Below are 18,313 nucleotides of genomic sequence, written 5' to 3'. Positions count from 1 at the left end.
TGCCGGGAAACATGATGAGGAACGCCCATGCCGCTGCTCGCCGAACGCGCCGCGCGCACGCCGGACAAGCTGGCCGCCATCTTTCCCGACAGCGGCGAGGCGCTGACCTTCCGCGAGCTTGATGCCCACGCGAACCAGGCGGCGCATGGCTTCGTGGCACTCGGCCTGGAGCCCGGACAGGGCATCGCGCTGCTGCTGGAGAACGGGCCGGATTTCCTCATCCTGACCTATGGCGCCAAGCGTGCGGGGCTGAGGGTCACACCCCTCTCCATTCATCTCCGTCCCAACGAGGTCGCGCATGTGCTGCGCGATTCGGGCGCGGCACTGCTGGTGGCCAGCGCCTCCCTCGCCACGCTGGCCGGCGCGCTGGACTTGGGCGCCATCGCGCACCGCTACGCCTCGGGCGGCGCATTGCCAGGCTACGCGCCGCTGGCCGCGCTGATGGAAGGCCACCCCACCACCTGGCCCGCCCTGCGCCCCATCGGCCGCGAATTCCTCTATTCCTCGGGCACCACCGGCCTGCCCAAGGGCATCCGCCGCCCCCTCATTCCCTTCGAGGACCGGCACAAGCCCGAATTCGACATGAGCTGGAAGGCCTTCTACGGCTTCGACGAGAGCATGGTGTATCTCTCGCCCGCGCCGCTCTATCACGCGGCCCCCAACCGCTACGTCCAGCGCGCGATGGACCATGGCGGCACCGCCGTCATCCTGAAGAAGTTCGACGCCGAGCGCTGCCTGGCCATGATCGCGGAACACCGCGTCACCCACAGCCAATGGGTGCCCACCATGTTCGTGCGGCTGCTGGCCCTGCCGGACGCCACCCGCGCCGCCCATGACCTCAGCAGCCACCGCTGCGCCATCCATGCGGCCGCGCCATGCCCCGTGCCCGTCAAGCGCGCCATGATCGAATGGTGGGGCCCCATCATCCGCGAATACTATGCGGGCAGCGAGGGCATCGGCACCTGCTTCATCGACAGCGAGACCTGGCTGAAGAAGCCCGGCTCCGTGGGCCGCCCGGCCTATGGCAAGGTCCACATCCTGGATGATGACGGCCGCGAACTTCCCCCCGGCGAGACCGGGCGCATCTGGTTCGAGGGCGGCGCGCGCTTCGCCTACCACAACGACCCCGACAAGACCGCGCAAGCCTACAATGATCGTGGCTGGGCCAGCCTGCATGACCTGGGCTGGCTGGACGAGGAGGGCTTCCTCTTCCTCTCCGACCGGCGCGCGGACCTGATCCTGTCCGGCGGCGTCAACGTCTATCCCGCCGAGATCGAGGCCGTCCTCCTCACCCACCCGGAGGTCGGCGAAGCCGCCGTCATCGGCGTGAAGGACCTCGAATTCGGCGAACGCCCGCGCGCCCTGATCGTCCCACGCCACCCGCCCGGCACCGATGCCCTGGCGCAGGAACTGCTGGCCCTGTGCAAGCAGAACCTCGCCGGCCCCAAGCAACCCCGCGCGGTGGAGTTCCTGGACGAACTCCCCCGCAGCGAAGCCGGCAAGCTGCTCCGCCGCGTGCTGAAGGAGCGGTACCTGTAGCGCGGGGGGCCGCGCCGCCCGCCACTACTCGGGGCGCAGCCCGCGGGCGCGGATGAACTGGCCCCAGACCTCGCTGTCCTGGCGCATGCGGGCCAGCAGGTCGGCGGGAGAGCCCGGGATGAGCACCAGCACCACCTCGGCCAGGCGCCGCTGCACATTGGCGTCATTCAAGGCGGACTGGACGGCGGCGTTGACCGTGTTGACCACCGGTTCCGGCACGCCGGCCGGGCCCAGCAATCCGAACCATCCTGGCATGATGGGCGCGTCGATGCCGGCCTCGGCCTGGGTGGGCAGATCCGGCAGGAAGGGCAGGCGCCGGGGTGCCACGAGGGCCAGCGGGGTGATGGCCCCCGCGCGGACCTGGCCCAGCGCGACGGCCAGCACGATGATCATGATGTCCGTCTCGCCCGAGATCACGCTGGTCAGCGCCTGGGCGGTGCCGGAATAGGGCACATGGGTGAAGCGCACGCCGGCGCGGTCGGCGATCATCTCCACCGAGAGATGCGTGGAGTTGCCGATGCCCGCACTCGCATAGGTGATCCGCTCCGGCGCCGCCCGCGCGCGCTCCAGCAGTTGCGCCACGCTGGTGATGCCGGAGCGCTTGCTGGCGAGCAGGATGAAGGGCGCGTCCGTGACGGGCGCCACATAGGTGAAGTCGCGCACCGGATCATAGGGCAGGTTCGGGTAGAGGTGCGGGTTGAAGGAAAGCTGCGACACGCCCGAGAGCAGCATGGCCGTCCCGTCCGGCGCCTGCTGCTTCAGGAAGTTGATGGCGACGATGCCGTTCGCGCCGGGCCGGTTCTCGACGACCACGGGCTGGCCCAGCACGCGCGACATGGGCTCCGCGATCACGCGCGCCACCGCGTCATTGGCCGAGCCCGGCGGCTGCGGCAGCACCATGCGCAGCGGGCGGGCGGGGAAGGTGCCCTGCGCCTGGGCTGCGGGCAGCAGCGCGGGGCTCGCCAGCGGCAGGGCCAAGGGGGAGGCCAGCAGGGCGCGGCGGGTCGGGCTCATCGGGGTCACTCCTGGAAGGGGCCGAGCGGCAGGTCGAGCGCGCATTGGCCGAGGTGAAGGGTCAGCACCGGCGGGCGGCCGTGCGGGATCTGCTTGAGGTGATGGGCGTCCGCACCGGCCAGCGAGAAGCGCAGCCGCGAGCCCGCGCGGAACACCCATGCGGTGGGTAGCAGCGGGATGCGGATGCGCTCGGCCACCCCGGGCACCAGCGGTGCCGCGTCGGCGCGCGCGAAGCTGCGGAACGGCCAGGTGCAGCGGTAATTGGGCGGGCAGGGCGCCTCCTTGCGGTGCAGCGCGCGCAGCAGGCCCTCGGTGACATAGCGCACCGTGCCATCCGCCTCGACCTCGGAGAGGTAGCAGAGGATGGCGGCGTCCACCTCGCTCGAGGCCAGCATCAGGTCCGCGACGGCATGGCCGGTCAGTTCCATGTCCTGTGTGAAGGGCGCGCTGTCATAGGCGGGCAGCGCCGCCTGACGTTCCTGCCAGTCGGTGTGGTAGTCGAGCGAGTTGATGGCGGCGATGCGCTCATAGCGCGTGCCGTGGCCCGAGCCCCAGCCGAAGTCGGTCGCGTGCCCGGCCGTGGCGTCGGCACCTGGCGTCGCCTGCAGCGAGCCGGGCGCGAAGTGCATCCGCGTGGTTTCCGGCACCGGCGGCCATTGCGTGGCGGACTGCCAGGCTTCGCCATGCATGGCGAAGAAGTGGATGGGCGCCTCCTCGCGCAGGCCGGTGTCACGGCCCATCAGGTATTCGTCGAAGAAGCGCAGCATCTCGCCCAGCAGGGCGAATTCCGGCTCCACCCGCGCGCGCCAGGGCGAGACGTTGCAGCGCGCGCCATGGTCCCAGGGGCCGAGCAGCAGGTGCGTCGGGTTGCCCTGCATGGTGAGGTAGCGCGCGATGGAGGAATTGGCGTAGCCCGCGCCATCGAGCCAGCCCGAGACGGCATAGACCGCCACATCCTTCGGGATGCGGCCCGAGACGGAATAGGGGCTGATATTGGCGGAGGAGAAGCCCGCGTCATGCGGCAGCGCCTCCTCGCGGAAGGGCAGGTCGGTGATGAAGTCGGGCATGCGGAAATTGCCCTGGTGCTGCGCGATGGCCGCGCGCAGCAGGCTGCCATCCGTGTCCTCGTCCACCGGTGCGGGACCGGCCAGGTCGGGGTTGGCGAAATAGCTCACCTTGGAGAGCAGGTCGCGGCGGTCATGGTCCATCGCGACCATCAGCTCGTCATAGACCTGCGCCAGGCGGTTCAGCAGGATGCCGCCCGGGTAGTAGTGGTCGGCCCAGGTGTCCCAGACGGCGTGCAGCGGCATGATGGCGCGCACCGCGGGGTGGCCGGTGCCGGCCAGGAAGTCCGACGCCGCGCCGGGGTAGGAGATGCCGGTGGCGCCGATCCGCCCATCCGACCAGGGCTGCGCCACGATCCAGTCCGCGATCTCGCGCGCATCCTCCATCTCGCGCGGGGAGCGGAAGCTGTCGCGCGTGCCGAAGCTTGCCCCCGTGCCGCGGATGTCCACCACCACCAGCGCATAGCCGCGCGGCACCAGCGCGTCGCGGAACTTCGCGGCGTTCGGGCAGGCCTCGCCCTGGCCGCCCGGCTTCATGGCGAAGCGGCGGTAATAGGGCGTGTGGACCAGCACGGCCGGCACGGGGCCGGAGACGCCCTCGGGCACCCAGGCGTCCAGCGCGAGGCGGCAGCCATCGCGCATCGTCACGTAGAGGGAGAGCGGCCGCGCCGGCAGTGCGTGCTCCGCCGGCCGCCCGGCGAGGTAGCGCGTGGGCGGAACGCGCCAGGCGGAAGTGTTCAGATCGGCATCGGCCACGTTGCTTGCAATCCTCGCGTTGGGCGCGAAGACTGCCATGGCTCCAGAGGGGGGAGAACCCTCCCGCGTGGCGCTTGTTGCCGTCGCGGAGGGGCCGTCTCCCTGGCCGAGGCGCCTACGCGCGCTGCGCCTTGTCCGCCGCGTTGCGGGCCTTGATGCGTTCGCGCGCCTCGGCCCATTCCGCGTCGCCCCAGGCCAGGTATTCCGTGTAGGAACCCGCGCCGTTGGCCAGCCACTGCCCGCCATCGAGTGCCACGGTCTGCCCCGTGATCCAGCCCGCGCCATCGCTCAGCAGGAAGGCGGCGAGGCGGCCGATATCCTCGGGCGTGCCGGTGCGGCCCAGCGGGTTGCGCGCATTCCACTTGGCGGCGGGGTCGTTCTCGCCGGGGCGGATGCGCGCGAGCATGCCCTCGGTCGGGATCAGGCCGGGTGCGATGCCGTTGAGCCGGATGCCATGCCGCCCCCACTCGATGGCGAGCGACTTCGTCATGGCGTCCAGCCCCGCCTTGGACATGGCCGACGGCACCACGAAGGGCGAACCCGTCCAGATCCAGGTGACGAGGATGGTGACGATGGCGCCGCCCGTGCCCTCGCTGATCCAGCGCTTGCCCAGCGCATGGGTGACATGGAAGGTCCCGTTGAAGACGATGTCCGACACCGCGCGGAAGCCGCGATGCGACAGATCCTCGGTGCGGGAGATGAAGTTGCCCGCCGCGTTGTTGATGAGGCGCGTGGGGCCATGCCCGGCCGCGAAGCTGGCCGCGATGGCCGCCTCCACCGCGTCGGCGTCCTTGATGTCCACCGCCTGGAAGCGCGCGCGGCCGGGGTGGGTGGCGTTGAGCTCGCCGCAGGCCTCCTCCAGCACCGGCGCGCGCCGGCCCCAGATTTCCACCTCGGCGCCATGGGCCAGCAGGAACTCGGCCATCATCCGGCCGAGCCCCGATCCGCCCCCGGTGACGAGGACGCGCTGCCCCGCCATGAAATCGGGTGCGAACATCACATGCGCAGCCCGAGGCGGTTCACGCGCGCCTCTTCCTCATCCGTCGTGCGGGCCATGAAGGCCGCGTAGTCGTCGGTGTTGAGGTATTCGAGGGGCATGTCGATCCGCTCCAGCGTGGCCAGGTGCGCGGGGTCGTGCAGGGCCGCGCGGAAGCCCTCGTGCAGGCGGTGGACGATCTCGGGGTTCATGCCGCGTGGCCCCACCAGCCCATAGGGCGAGGTGACGACCATGTTCTCGTAGCCCAGCTCCGTCAGCGTCGGCACCTCGGGGACCTTGGCCGAGCGGTTGCGCGACCAGACGTTCAGCGCCCGCATCCGCCCCTGCGCGATGAGGGTGAGCGGGCCGGAACCCGTCGCCGCCGCCTCGATATGGCCGCCCAGGATGTTGGGCGTGCTGTCCGCCTCGCCGCGGAAGGGGACGTGGATGACGTCCAGGTTCTCGCGCTGCGCGATGTCCACGAGCGTCAGGTGCGGCGTGCCATTGGCGCCGGTGTTGCCCCAGCGCACCTCGCCCGGGCGGCGGCGGCAATCGGCCACCAGGTCCGCCCAGCTCTGGTAGGGGCTGTCCTGGCGCAAGCACATCATGAACAGGTAGCCCGTCAGGTGGATGATGGGCGTGAAGTCCGTGCGCGGGTTGAAGGCCATGCGCTGCATGAAGGGCAGGCGCAGCGCGGGCAGGGGAAGCTGCGCGATGGTGTAGCCATCGGGCGGCGTCCGCAGCATGGCGGCGGCCGAGAGCGTGGCCCCCGCGCCCGGCCGGTTTTCCGTGATGACGTTCACGCCGAAGGCGCGCGTCGCGGCCTCGGCGAAGGCGCGCATCTGGATGTCGGTGGACCCGCCGGGCGGGAAGGGCACCAGCAGGGTGATGGGCCGGCTCGGGAAGCTCTGCGCGGCGGCGAGGCCGGGGGCGAAGGCCGGCGCGGCGAGGCCGGCCAGCAGCAGCTTGCGGCGGTTCATGCCCACGCCCTCAGCCGCGCAGGCCGAGGCGCGTCACGCGGGCCTCTTCCTCGTTCACGGTGCGCTGGATGAAGGCGCCGTAGTCGGTGGGGTTCAGGTATTCCACCGGCATGTCGAGGCGCTCCAGCGTGGCGAGGTGCGCGGGGTCGTTCAGCGCGGTGCGGAAGCCCTGGTGCAGCTTCTCCACCACCTCGGGGTCCATGCCCGCGGGGCCCACCAGCCCGTAGGGCGAGGTGATGACCATGTCCTGGAAGCCCAGTTCCAGCAGCGTGGGCACCTCGGGCAGGCGGCGCGAGCGTTCGCGCGTCCAGACGTTCAGCGCGCGCAGCCGCCCCTCGGCGATGAGCGGCAGCGGGCCGGAGCCGCTGGCGGTCGCCTCGATGTGGCCGCCCAGAAGGGCCGGGATGGCATCGCCCTCGCCCCGGAAGGGCACGTGGATGATGTCGAGGTTGGCGCGCATGGCGATGTCGATGTTGGCCAGATGCGGCGTGCCATTGGCGCCGGTGTTGCCGATGCGGACCTCGCCCGGGCGGCGCCGCGCATCGGCCACCAGGTCGGCCCATGTGCGATAGGGGCTGTCGCCGCGCACGCACATGATGAAGAGATAGCCCGTCAGGTGCATGATGGGCGTGAAGTCGGTGCGCGGGTTGAAGGCCATGCGCTGCATGAAGGGCAGGCGCATGGCCGGCAGCGGGAATTGCGCGATGGTGTAGCCATCGGGCCGCGCGCGCGCGACCGTGGCGGCCGAGAGCGTGGCGCCCGCGCCGGGACGATTTTCCGTGATGACGTTCACGCCGAAGGCGCGCGTGGCGGCCTCGGCGAAGCTGCGCATCTGGATGTCGGTGGCCCCACCCGGTGGGAAGGGCACCAGCAGCGTGATGGGGCGGCTCGGGAAGGCCTGCGCGGCGGCGAGGCCGGGGGCGAGCGCGGGCGCGGCCAGCCCTGCCAGCAGCAGCTTGCGACGGTTCATGTGACGTTCTCCCTGTATGTTTTTTTCGTTCTTACAGCGTGCGCGCGATGATCTCGCGCATCACCTCGGAGGAGCCGCCATAGATCCGGCCCACCCGCGCATCGGCCCAGGCGCGGCCGATCTCGTATTCGGCCATGTAGCCATAGCCGCCATGCATCTGCAGGAAATCATCCAGCAGGCGGTTCTGCATCTCGGTGCCCAGCAGCTTCACCGCCGCCGCCTCCTCGGCCGAAAGCTCGCCCTTCATGTGGCGGGCGATGCAGTCGTCCAGATAGACGCGGAACATGCCGATCTCGGCCTTGGCCTGGGCCAGCTTGAAGCGGTGCACCTGGAAGTCGAACACCGTCTGGCCGAAGATCTGGCGCTGCTTGGTGTATTCGACGGTCTTCTGCAGCATGGTCTCCATGCTGATGCCGCAGCGCACCGCGATGATCAGGCGCTCCTGCGGCAGCTGGTGCATGAGCTGGCGGAAGCCCATGTTCAGCTCGCCCAGCAGATTGGCGGCGGGCACGCGCACATCCTCGAAGAACAGCTCGCTCGTGTCCTGGGCGTGCATGCCGATCTTTTCGAGGTTGCGGCCGCGGGTGAAGCCGGGTGTCCCTTCCTCCACGCAGATCAGCGACATGCCGCGCCGCCCGGCTTCCGGATCCGTGCGGCAGACCACGATGACGAGCCCCGCATTCTGCCCGCTGGAGATGAAGGTCTTGGAGCCGTTGATCACCCACTCATCGCCATCGCGCACCGCCGAGGTGCGGACGGCCTTGAGGTCGCTGCCCATTCCGGGTTCGGTCATGGCGATGGCGCCGATCATCTCGCCCGAGACCATCTTCGGCAGCCATTCCGCCCGCTTCTCAGGTGTGGCGTAGTGCTGGATGTAGGGCACCACGATGTCCGAATGGAGCTGGAAGGCGACACCCGAGGCATTCACCCGCGCCAGTTCCTCCAGCACGATGCAGGCATGGCCGAAATCCCCGCCCGCGCCGCCCAGCTCCTCCGGCAGCATGGTGCAGAGCAGGCCCTGTTCGCCGGCCTTCCGCCAAAGCTCGCGCGGCACCACGCCGGCATGTTCCCAATCGCGGTGGTGGGGGGCGACCTCGCGCTCCACGAAGCGGCGCACCTGGTCGCGGAACATCTCGTGATCGGTCGAGAAGATGTCGCGGGCCCGGAAGGGGCGCGCGGCGGCGGCATTGGTGTCCATCGAAGTTCCTCCGGTTCTTGGGCGCGAGGCTAGCGCGGGCTTGCGGCGGGCGCGAGGGCTTCGATCTCTTCCGGGGCGAATCCGAATTCCGCCAGGACCTGACGGCTGTGCTCCCCCTTCAGGGCCGGCGGCGCGCCGATTGCGCCGGGCGTGCGCGAGAAGCGCGGGGCCGGGGCGGGCTGCACGGCGCCGTCCCGCTCCACGAAGGTGCCGCGCGCGGCGTTGTGCGGGTGGGAAGGCGCCTCCTCCATGGAGAGGATGGGCGCCACGCAGCCATCGCTGTCGGCGAACACCGCCGCCCATTCGTCGCGCGTGCGGGCGCGGAAGGCCTCGGCCAGGATGGATTTGTGGGCCGGCCAGCGGCTGGGGCTCATCCGGTCCTCGAAGGCCGCGGCATCGAGACCCATGCGCGCCAGCATCTCCGCGAAGAATTGCGGCTCGATGGGGCCGACGGCGACATAGCCGCCACAGGCGCATGCATAGCTGTCATAGAAGCTGGCGGCGCCGTCCAGGAAATTGGCGCCGCGCGCCGAACCCCAGCGCCCGCGCGCCTTCATGCCGAAGATGGGCGCCATCAGCAGGGCCGCGCCATCCACCATGGCGGCGTCCACCACCTGGCCCTCGCCGCTCGTTCCACGCTCGACCAGGGCCGCCATGATGCCCATGGCCAGCAGCATGCCGCCGCCGCCGTAATCGCCCACCAGGTTGAGCGGGGGCGCAGGGGGCTCGCCGGCCCGGCCCATGGCGTGCAGCGCGCCGGTCAGCGCGATGTAGTTGATGTCATGGCCCGCTAGCTTGGCCATGGGGCCATCCTGCCCCCAGCCCGTCATGCGGCCATAGATCAGGCGCGGATTGCGGCCGCGCACCGCCTCGGGGCCGAGGCCCAGGCGCTCCATCACGCCGGGGCGGAAGCCCTCGATCAGCACGTCGGATTGTTCGGCGAGGCGCAGCACGGCCTCCACCGCCTTGGGGTTCTTCAGGTCCAAAGCGAGCGAGCGGCGGCCGCGCATCACCACGTCGCGCCGGTCGCCGGGCGGACCGTCGGGGCGCTCGACGCGGATCACCGTGGCGCCCAGGTCGGCCAGCAGCATCGCGCAGAAGGGGCCGGGGCCGATGCCCGCCATCTCCAGCACCTTCACGCCGCGCAATGGACCCATGTCGTTTCTCTCCTGTTGTGTCGCGCCTGTGGCGCGCGGAATATATCGCGCCCATGGCGCGCGGATTACTGTGCCACGCCGAGGGCGCGTGGGTTGCTGATGGCGCAGCGCAGATCAGTGAGGCGGCGCAGCAGGGCGCGCACCTGCGGCCCGCGTTCCGTGCCCGCGCGGATGCCGGCGGCCAGCGCCGCGAGGTCCGGGGCGTCGTCCGGCGCCACGCCGATGGCGCGTGAGGCGATGGCGATGGCATTGGCCGCCATCCGCGCCTCGTAGTGCAGCGCGGGCGGCAGGGCGGGCAGCAGCTTGCCCAGCAGCGCCTCGCGCGCGGTGGCGAGAAGATCGGCCGCGTCCGGCGCCTCCAGCAGGGGTGAGGGCGCGTGGCGCGGCACCGCTTCCGGTGCAGTGGGCTGCACCGCAACGCCGTCCAGCCCGTCCACCTGCGCCAGGATGTCGAGTTCGAGTTCCGGCACGATCTGCGCCGTCAGCGCCAGTTCCAGCCCGCGCTCCCGCCCCGAGAGATGCCGCGCCCCCTGGTCCGCCGCGATGACCGCCCAGCGGATCGTCGCCGCCAGTTCCCAGAAGGGCAGGCGGTCGGGGTCGGGCGCCGCGCCCGCCTCTTCCGCATAGCCCGCCAGGAAGGCGGCGCGCGACCCGAGGCCGCCGGCCTCCAGCGCCCGGTTGCCGAAGCGCCAGCAGGGCGCGCAGAACCAGCCGAGATCGGCATGCGGGTCGCCCCAGGCGGCGAATTCCCAATCCAGCACGGCCGTGAGCCGCCCGCCTTCGACCATGATGTTGCCGGTGCGGAAGTCATTGTGGTTCAGCACGGGCGGCAGGGGCGGCGGCGCGTGGCGGGCCATGGCCTCCAGCCCCCATTCCATCACCGGGCGCGGCGTGCCGGCGGCGTCCAGCCGCGCGCGCATGCTGGCCACGAAGGCCAGCGCCGGGTCGGCGGGCGGGTCGCCCAGGAAGCCCAGCTCCGCGCGCGGCGGGGTGATGCGATGGATGCGCGCGAGTTCGCGGCCCAGCGATGCCACCAGCGCGTCATCGCCCCCCTGCGCGGCGGCGGCCTTGGCCAGCCTGTGCGCGGTGGCGCTGCCCGCCACACGGCGCATCACGAAGAAGGGCGCACCCAGCACGGAGGTGTCGGCACAGGCAAACAGCGGCTCGGGCACCGTCACACCCGCCGCATGCGCCGCCTGGAACAGCGCGAATTCCTCCAGCCGCGGCAGGGAGACGGCCAGCGTGGCGGCATTGTCCGTCCGCAGCACCCACTCCTCTTGCGCGCTGCCGCGCGTCACGGACAGCGCCCAGTTCTGCTGGATGGCGCCGCCCGTCAGCAGCGACGCCGCGCGGATCGCAACAGGCGCACCCGCCGCCTCGCTCAGCCACGCCGCCAGCCGCGCCTCATCCATGGGTGCGCCAGCCGAAATACTCGCCGCCCTCCCGGCGGAGGAAGTTGGCGATCACCATGCGGTGCACCTCCGACGCGCCATCCACCAGCCGCGCCTGGCGGGCGTAGCGATAGATCCACTCCACGATGGTGTCCTTGGAATAGCCGCGGGCACCCAGCAATTGCAGCGCCGTGTCGGCCGCCCGGTGCAGCGCGTCGGCGGCGACGATCTTCGCCGTGCTGATCTCCTTGCGCGCGAAATCCCCCTGGTCGAGCTTCCAGGCCGCGCGCATGGTCAGCATCCGCGAGATGTCGAGCTGCATCGCCGCCTCACCCACCATCATCTGGATGCTCTCCTTGTCGGCGAGCTTCTGCCCGAAGGCGTGGCGCTGCTCGATGCGCGCCATGGCGATCTCCAGCGCGCGGCGCCCCAGGCCCGTCCAGCGCATGCAGTGCGTGAGACGTGCCGGGCCAAGCCGGATCTGCGTCAGCTTCAGCCCGTCGCCCACGCCCATCACCACGTTCTCGTCGGGGATTTCGAGCCCGTCGAAGGTGATCTCGCAATGCCCGCCATGTTCCTCGGGGCCCATGATCGGGATGCGCCGCTCGATCTTCCAGCCGGGCTGGTCGGCGTGGAAGAGGAAGGCCGTCAGCCCCTTGCGCGCGTCGTCGCTGGTGCGCGCCATCACGATGAAGTGCTTGCTCTCGCCGGCACCCGTGATGAACCACTTGCGGCCGAAGATGCGCCAGCGGTCATTGCCCACGCGCTCGGCGCGCGTCAGCGTCATGCCCGGATCGCTGCCCGCGCCCTCGGGCTCGGTCATGGCGAAGCTGGACTGCACCTCGCCCCGCACCACCGGCATCATCCACCATTCCTTCTGGGCGGGGGTGCCGACCTTGTTCATCACCATCATGTTGCCGTCATCGGGCGCGGCCGAATTGAAGCAGACGGGGCCGAAGATGGAGCGGTTCATCTCCTCGTAGCAGGCGGCCATGCCGGTGAAGGGCAGGCCCTGGCCGCCGATCTCCTCGGGCAGTTGCAGGCACCACAGCCCCGCCGCCTTCACCTCCGCACGCAGGGTCTTGAGCAGGGCGGGGGCGATGTTCTCGTGCTCGTCATAGTTCGCGCGGTTGGCCTCCAGCGGGATCAGCCGGTCCTGCACGAATTGGCGCACGGCCTGGCGCTTGGCTTCGCTGCGGGGGTCGAGGGTGAAGTCCATCTGGAACGTCCTATGTCTTGCGGGCATCTTCACGCGCCGGGCCGCCATCGGCCCGGCGCGATATGCCCTAAAGGGGGTTCACGGAATGCCCGCCATCCACCGTGACCACGCTGCCCGTCATGTGGCGGCCGGCGTCGGAGGCGAGCAGCAGCAGGGGCCCGCTGAGATCATCGGGGTTGCCCAGGCGCCGCTGCGGGATGCGCTTGACCATGGCCTGCCCGGCCTCGGTCGCGAAGAATTCGGCGTTGATGTCGGAGGCGATGTAGCCCGGCGCGATGGCGTTCACGCGGATGTTGTGGCGCGCCAGTTCCACGGCCATCTGCCGCGTCAGGTGGATCAGGCCCGCCTTGGCCGCCGTATAGCCCGCCACACCGGGAATGATCCGCGCGCCCAGCACGGACGCGATGTTGATGATGGACCCACCCGTCTTGGCGGCGGCCATGCGCCGCGCCGCCTCCTGGCCCACCAGGAAGGCGCCACGCAGGTTCACCTCCAGCACGCGGTCGAAATCGTCCAGGCTGTGTTCGAGGAAGCCGCGCGTGGCCGCGATACCGGCATTGTTCACCAATATGTCCACGCGGCCCGCGGCGTCGAAGGCGGGCGCCACGCTGTCGGTTGCCTGCACGTCCAGCGCCACCACCGTGGCGCCCAGTTCAGCGGCGAGTGCGGCGCAGGAATCGGGGCGCCGCGCGGCCAGCACCACCTCGGCCCCCGCGCCGCGCAGCACGCGGGCGAAATGCGCGCCCAACAGGCCGCTCGCCCCCGTCACCAGCGCGCGCTTTCCTTGCAGCGAAAACATGGCCGCCCCTCCCCATCACTCCAGGGAGGTTTGGCCGCGCGGCGCGAGAGGTCAAGCGGCCCTCAGCGCGGGATGCGCGCGGCGATGGGCGCCCAGACCTCCACCTCGCGCGCCACATGGCGGGCGGCGGCCGCGGGGGTGGCGTCGGGCCAGGGCTCGACATTCGCGCCGCGCAGCTTCTCCAGCACGGCGGGGTCGCGCAGCACGCGGGCAGCGGTTTCGGTCAGGATGCGCTTGGCGTCCTCCGGCGCGCCGGGGCGCAGGAACAGCACCTGCCAGGCCACCAGCGCATAGCCGGGCAGGGCGGTGGCGATGGGCGGCAGGTTGGGCACCAGCGCCGACGGCCCCTCGCTCGTCACCGCGATGGCGCGCAGGCGCCCGTCGCGGATCAGCGGCATCATCAGCGTGGGGCTGTCGATGGACAGCTGCATGCGCCCGGCCAGCAGGTCCGCCACCGCCTGGGCCGCGGTGCGGTAGGGCACGAGGGTGAAGCTCGTCTCCGACAATTGCTGGAACAGCGCGCCCGCCATGTAGTTGGTCGCACCCGGCGCGGCCGTGCCGAAATTCGCGCGCTCGCCCTGGGCGCGCAGCCAGGTGAGCAGGCTGGGCAAGTCATGGGCCGGCACGTCGGGATGCACCGCCAGCACGAAGGGCTGCTGCGCGACGAGCGAGATCGGCTCGAAATCAGTCACCGGGTGGTGGGCGAAGTTCGGGTCGATCGCCTGCATCACCGGGTGGTTGTTGGTGCCGATGAAGACCGTGTAGCCGTCATTGGGCAGGCGGTGGAAACCCGCGGCGCCCACGCGGCTGCCCGCGCCCACCAGGTTCTCCGGCACGACGGGCTGGCCGAGCGCCGCCTGCATGGCTTCCGCCATGATGCGCCCCACCACATCGGTCACGCCGCCCACGCCCACCGGGATCAGCATGCGCACGGGGCGGTTGGGATAGGCGGCCTGCGCGCGGGCGAGGGAGGGAAGCGCCAGCGCGGCGGAGGCACCCAGCAGCATGCGACGGGAAGAAGACGGAAGCGGCATGAAATCAGTTCCTCATCTTGCGTTTCGGCGTGCCTGGGCGACACTAACGCCATGAGCACGCCGCGCCACATCAATCTGCAAGAACCATTCCGCGCATTGTTTTATGCGCCCTACTACGCCGCGCTCGCGCGCGACGCCTATGCGGCGGAAGGCGTCACGGTGCGCGTGCTGCCGGGCGAGGTGCCCTCGCTCGCGAAGGACAGCGTGCTGGGCGGGGCCGCGCATCTCGCCTGGGGCGGGCCCATGCGCATCCTGCTCGCGCATGACGCCGACCCTGCCTGCCCGCTGCGCAATTTCGGCGCGGCCATATTGGGCGACCCCTTCCTGCTGGTGGGCCGCGAGCCGCGCCCCGGCTTCACGCTGCGGGACCTCGCGGGGATGACGCTCGGCACGGTGGCCGAGGTGCCCACGCCCTGGTGGGCCTTGCAGGAGGATGTGCGCCAGGCGGGGCTCGACCCCACCACGCTCTCCCGCGTCACCGACCGTTCCATGGCCGAGAACGCGGCCGCCGTGGCGGAAGGCCGCCTCGACGTCGCGCAGGTGTTCGAGCCGCTGGTCTCGCAAATGGAAATGGCGGGCACGGGCCATGTCTGGCACGCCTGCGCGTCGCGTGGACCCACCAGCTACACCACCTTCTATTCGACCGCGGCCAACATCGCGGAGTTCGCGCCGGAGTTCATGGCGATGATCCGCGCGCTGGCCACGACGCAAAGCTGGTTCCACGCCGCCGGGCCCGCCGCCATCGCCGCCACCATCCGCCCCTATTTCCCGGAGCTGGATCAGGCCGTGATGGAACGCGCCATCGCGCGCTATCTCGACCTCGGCATCTGGACCACCACGCCGCATTTCCCGCCCGAGCCCTTCGAACGGCTGGAGCGGCACATGCTCACCGCCGGCGCCATCCGCCGTGCGCCCGGCTACGCGCATTGCGTGGATGACGCGATCGTGCGCCGCGCGCTCGCCTGAAACACCCGACACGACCGGGGGAGGAAGCCGGAATGCCCACCACCATGTTCGACCGCATCTGGGACCAGCACGTCGTCGCCGATCTCGGCGAGGGCTGGTCGCTGCTCTATCTCGACCGCATCCTGGTGCATGACCTCTCGGGCGGCCGCGCCATGGAGGAGGTCGCGGAGGCCGGCTACAAGGTGGCCGAGCCGCGCCACGTCTTCGCCACGCCGGACCACGCCGTCAGCTCCGCGCCCGGCCGCACCGCCGAGACCTTCCCCGTCGGTGCGAAGCTGCTCCGCAGCCTGCGCGCCCGCTGCGCGGCGGAAGGCGTGCGGATGTTCGACCTGGGGCAGCGCGGCAATGGCATCGTGCATGTCATCGCACCCGAGATGGCCATCGTGCTGCCCGGCCTGACGCTCGCCTGCGGCGACAGCCACACCTGCACCAATGGCGGCGTGGGGGCGATGGCCTTTGGCATCGGCGCCAGCGAGCTCAGCCACGCGCTGGCCACGCAGACCTTGCCGCAGCGCCGCCCGGGGAGTTTCCGCATCCGCTTCGAGGGCGCGCGGCCGCCGGGGGTCACGGCCAAGGACATGATCCTCGCCGCCATCGGCCGCTTCGGCGCGGCGGCGGGCACGGGCATGGCGATGGAGTATGGGGGCAGCGCGGTGCGCGCCATGTCGCTGGAGGAGCGGCTGACGCTGTGCAACCTCTCCATCGAGATGGGGGCCAAGGTCGGCATGGTGGCGCCCGACGACACCACCTTCGAATACCTGGCCGGCCGCGACTTCGCGCCCAAGGGCCGCGCCTGGGAAGCGGCGCTGGCCGATTGGCGCAAGCTGCCCTCCGATGCGGACGCCCGCTTCACCCGCGACGAGGTGATCGAGATGGCCAGCATCGCGCCGCAGATCACCTGGGGCACCAGCCCCGAGCAGGTGGCCGACGTCACCGGCCATGTGCCCCGTCCCGAGGAAGCCCCCGACGCCGCCCGCGCGAAATCCTGGGAAGCGGCGCTGCGCTACATGGGGCTTGAGCCCGGCCAGCCCCTCATCGGCACCAAGGTGGACTGGGTCTTCATCGGCTCCTGCACCAATTCCCGCGTGAGCGATCTGCGCGCGGCGGCCGAGGTGCTGCGCGGCCGCAAGCGCGCCCCGCACGTCACCGCCTGGGTGGTGCCGGGCAGCGAGAAGGTGAAGGCGGAAGCCGAGGCGGAGGGCCTGCACCACCGCTTCCTCGAAGCCGGCTTCGAATGGCGGGAACCGGGCTGTGCCCTGTGTGTTTCGGCCAATGGCGAGGCGGTGCCGCCCGGGGCGCGCTGCGTCTCCACCTCCAACCGCAACTTCGTGGGGCGCCAGGGCACGGGGGCGCGCACACATCTGGCCTCGCCCGCCATGGCGGCGGCGGCGGCGCTGGCCGGCAGCATCGTGGATGTGAGGAATTTCTGATGGGCATGCAGAGCTTCACCACCGTCACCGGTCCCGCCATCCCGCTGATGGCGGCCAATGTGGACACGGATGTCATCATCCCCATCCAGCGCCTGGTGGGCACGGGACGCGACGGCCTCGGCCCCTACGCCTTCGAACGCCTGCGCTACAATGCCGACGGCACCGACAACATGGACTTCGTGCCGAACCGCGAACCCTATCGCGGCAGCCCCATCATGCTCGCCGCCGAGAATTTCGGCTGCGGGTCCTCGCGCGAGGGCGCGGTCTGGGCGCTGATGGGCATGGGCGTGCGCTGCGTCATCGCGCCCAGCTTCGGTGACATCTTCTTCGCCAACTGCTTCCAGAACGGGCTGCTGCCCGTGCGCCTGCCCATCGAGGAGATCCGCCGCATCGCGGAGGACACCGAGGCCAGCCCCGGCAATGCCCGCACCACCGTGGACCTCGCGCGGCAGGTGGTGGTGAGCCCCACCGGCCGCGAAATCCCCTTCCAGGTGGATGGCCGCAAGAAGGAGGCGATGCTGCAGGGCCTCGACGACATCGCCATGACGCTGAAGCAGGCCGACGCCATCGCCGCCTGGAAGGCGCGCGACAAGGCCGCGCGCGGCTGGGCCTGGGAGAGCGTGGCGTGAAGCTGCTCGTCCTGCCCGGGGATGGCGTGGGCACCGAGGTCACGGAACAGGGCCTGCGCGTGCTGGATTGGTTCGCGCGCCACCGTGGCCTCGCGCTCGACATCACCCACCGCACTTTCGGCATGGAGAACTGGCGCCGCCACGGCACCATGATGCCCGACGAGACCTGGGCGCAAATCCTGGGTGCCGACGCCATCCTCTTCGGCGCCACGGGCAGCCTGGACCAGGCCGCCGCCGTGCCGCCCGAGGAACGCCGCAAGGGATCGCTGCTGCGGATGCGGGGCGCGCTGGACCTCTTCGCCAATCTCCGGCCCGTGAAGATGCCGGCGGCGCTGACCGAGGCCAGCCCCTACAAGCCCCGCATCACCGAGCATGTGGACCTGATCTTCGTGCGCGAACTGACCGCCGGCATCTATTTCGGTGAGCCGCGCGGGGTGGAGACGCTGCCGGATGGAACCAGGCGCGGCATCAACACCCACAGCTACACCGAGGCGCAGATCACCCGCGCCGCCCGCTTCGCCTTCGAGCTGGCGCGCACGCGGCGCAACCACGTCACCAGCGTGGACAAGGCCAATGTGATGGAGGCCGGCGCGCTGTGGCGCCAGGTGGTGGGCGCGCTGCACGCGCGCGAATTCCCGGATGTGACGCTGGAACACATGCTGGCCGACAATTGCGCGATGCAGCTGGCGCGCAGCCCGCGCCGCTTCGACGTGATCGTGACCGACAACCTGTTCGGTGACCTGCTGAGCGACGCGGCGGGCGCCATCATCGGCAGCCTGGGCATGCTGCCCTCGGCGTCACTGTCCGCGCCGGACGCGTCGGGGCGCCGGCGCGCGCTCTATGAGCCGGTGCATGGCTCGGCGCCCGACATCGCGGGGCAGGGGGTGGCGAACCCGCTGGGGTCCATCCTCTCGGTGGCGCTGCTGCTGCGCTGGAGTGCCGGGCGGCCCGAGGATGCGGCGCATCTGGAAGCCGCGGTGGAGCGCGCCCTGGCGCAGGGCGCCCGCACGGCGGACATCGCGGCGCCCGGCGAGGCGGTGCTGGGGACGGCGGCGATGGGGGATGCGGTGTTGGGGTGTCTATAGCGCCTGATGCGCGCAGGCGGAGCCGGAGCGCTGAATCAGTCGCTCAATGACATTGCCTGATGCGCGCAGGCGGAGCCGGAGCGCTGAATCAGTCGCTCAATGACAT

16 protein-coding genes are annotated in these 18,313 nt (G+C 70.9%); 5 read left to right on the top strand and 11 right to left on the bottom strand.

Annotated elements, in window-relative coordinates; genetic code table 11:
• Positions 1-27: 27 nt before the first annotated feature.
• On the top strand, positions 28-1,539 hold the full coding sequence (locus GGQ83_RS11010) for an AMP-binding protein (RefSeq protein ID WP_184383880.1): 1,512 nt from the start codon (positions 28-30) through the stop codon (positions 1,537-1,539).
• Between the two features lie 24 nt (positions 1,540-1,563).
• On the opposite strand, the gene GGQ83_RS11005 is transcribed toward GGQ83_RS11010, so the two are convergent.
• From GGQ83_RS11005 to GGQ83_RS10950, 11 genes are all read right to left on the bottom strand, one after another.
• Entirely contained in the window at positions 1,564-2,553 is a 990-nt protein-coding gene (locus GGQ83_RS11005) for a Bug family tripartite tricarboxylate transporter substrate binding protein (RefSeq protein WP_207018135.1), read from the bottom strand.
• Positions 2,554-2,558: 5 nt separating this feature from the next.
• Positions 2,559-4,373 (bottom strand): CocE/NonD family hydrolase, encoded by a 1,815-nt coding sequence (locus GGQ83_RS11000; protein ID WP_207018133.1) that lies wholly within the window; start codon positions 4,371-4,373, stop codon positions 2,559-2,561.
• Positions 4,374-4,488: 115 nt separating this feature from the next.
• Positions 4,489-5,370 (bottom strand): SDR family oxidoreductase, encoded by an 882-nt coding sequence (locus tag GGQ83_RS10995; RefSeq protein WP_184383876.1) that lies wholly within the window; start codon positions 5,368-5,370, stop codon positions 4,489-4,491.
• Entirely contained in the window at positions 5,370-6,329 is a 960-nt protein-coding gene (locus GGQ83_RS10990) for a tripartite tricarboxylate transporter substrate binding protein (RefSeq protein ID WP_184383874.1), read from the bottom strand. The genes GGQ83_RS10995 and GGQ83_RS10990 overlap by 1 nt, the downstream gene beginning before the upstream one ends.
• Positions 6,330-6,339: 10 nt before the next feature.
• A complete protein-coding gene (locus GGQ83_RS10985; protein ID WP_184383872.1) occupies positions 6,340-7,299 on the bottom strand; it encodes a tripartite tricarboxylate transporter substrate binding protein in 960 nt (319 codons plus the stop codon).
• Positions 7,300-7,330: 31 nt separating this feature from the next.
• Entirely contained in the window at positions 7,331-8,497 is a 1,167-nt protein-coding gene (locus tag GGQ83_RS10980) for an acyl-CoA dehydrogenase family protein (RefSeq protein WP_184383870.1), read from the bottom strand.
• Between the two features lie 29 nt (positions 8,498-8,526).
• A complete protein-coding gene (locus tag GGQ83_RS10975; protein WP_184383868.1) occupies positions 8,527-9,654 on the bottom strand; it encodes a CaiB/BaiF CoA transferase family protein in 1,128 nt (375 codons plus the stop codon).
• A 65-nt stretch (positions 9,655-9,719) separates the two neighbouring features.
• Positions 9,720-11,066: a phosphotransferase gene (locus GGQ83_RS10965; protein ID WP_242535068.1), complete on the bottom strand. Its 1,347-nt coding sequence runs from the start codon at positions 11,064-11,066 to the stop codon at positions 9,720-9,722.
• Positions 11,059-12,264 (bottom strand): acyl-CoA dehydrogenase family protein, encoded by a 1,206-nt coding sequence (locus GGQ83_RS10960; protein WP_184383866.1) that lies wholly within the window; start codon positions 12,262-12,264, stop codon positions 11,059-11,061. The genes GGQ83_RS10965 and GGQ83_RS10960 overlap by 8 nt, the downstream gene beginning before the upstream one ends.
• 67 nt (positions 12,265-12,331) lie before the next feature.
• Positions 12,332-13,063: an SDR family NAD(P)-dependent oxidoreductase gene (locus tag GGQ83_RS10955; RefSeq protein WP_184383864.1), complete on the bottom strand. Its 732-nt coding sequence runs from the start codon at positions 13,061-13,063 to the stop codon at positions 12,332-12,334.
• 62 nt (positions 13,064-13,125) lie between these two features.
• Entirely contained in the window at positions 13,126-14,070 is a 945-nt protein-coding gene (locus GGQ83_RS10950) for a Bug family tripartite tricarboxylate transporter substrate binding protein (protein WP_184383862.1), read from the bottom strand.
• Positions 14,071-14,193: 123 nt separating this feature from the next.
• On the opposite strand from GGQ83_RS10950, the gene GGQ83_RS10945 reads away from it, so the two are divergent.
• The 4 genes from GGQ83_RS10945 to leuB are packed head-to-tail and all read left to right on the top strand — an operon-like array spanning position 14,194 to position 18,207.
• Entirely contained in the window at positions 14,194-15,063 is an 870-nt protein-coding gene (locus GGQ83_RS10945; protein WP_184383860.1) for an ABC transporter substrate-binding protein, read from the top strand.
• A gap of 32 nt (positions 15,064-15,095) precedes the next feature.
• Entirely contained in the window at positions 15,096-16,493 is a 1,398-nt protein-coding gene (leuC, locus tag GGQ83_RS10940; RefSeq protein ID WP_184383858.1) for a 3-isopropylmalate dehydratase large subunit, read from the top strand.
• A 5-nt stretch (positions 16,494-16,498) separates the two neighbouring features.
• The gene (leuD, locus tag GGQ83_RS10935) at positions 16,499-17,122 is read left to right on the top strand and encodes a 3-isopropylmalate dehydratase small subunit (protein WP_184384350.1); all 624 of its coding nucleotides are present in this window, start codon (positions 16,499-16,501) and stop codon (positions 17,120-17,122) included.
• Positions 17,119-18,207, top strand: coding sequence for a 3-isopropylmalate dehydrogenase (gene leuB, locus GGQ83_RS10930; protein WP_184383856.1), 1,089 nt, complete (start codon positions 17,119-17,121; stop codon positions 18,205-18,207). Before leuD ends, leuB begins: the two co-directional genes overlap by 4 nt.
• Positions 18,208-18,313 lie beyond the last annotated feature (106 nt).

The sequence above is a fragment of the Roseococcus suduntuyensis genome, assembly GCF_014196305.1.
GTDB lineage: Bacteria > Pseudomonadota > Alphaproteobacteria > Acetobacterales > Acetobacteraceae > Roseococcus > Roseococcus suduntuyensis.
Note: the sequence above shows the minus strand (reverse complement) of the source record. Positions and strands in the feature narration are given on the sequence as shown.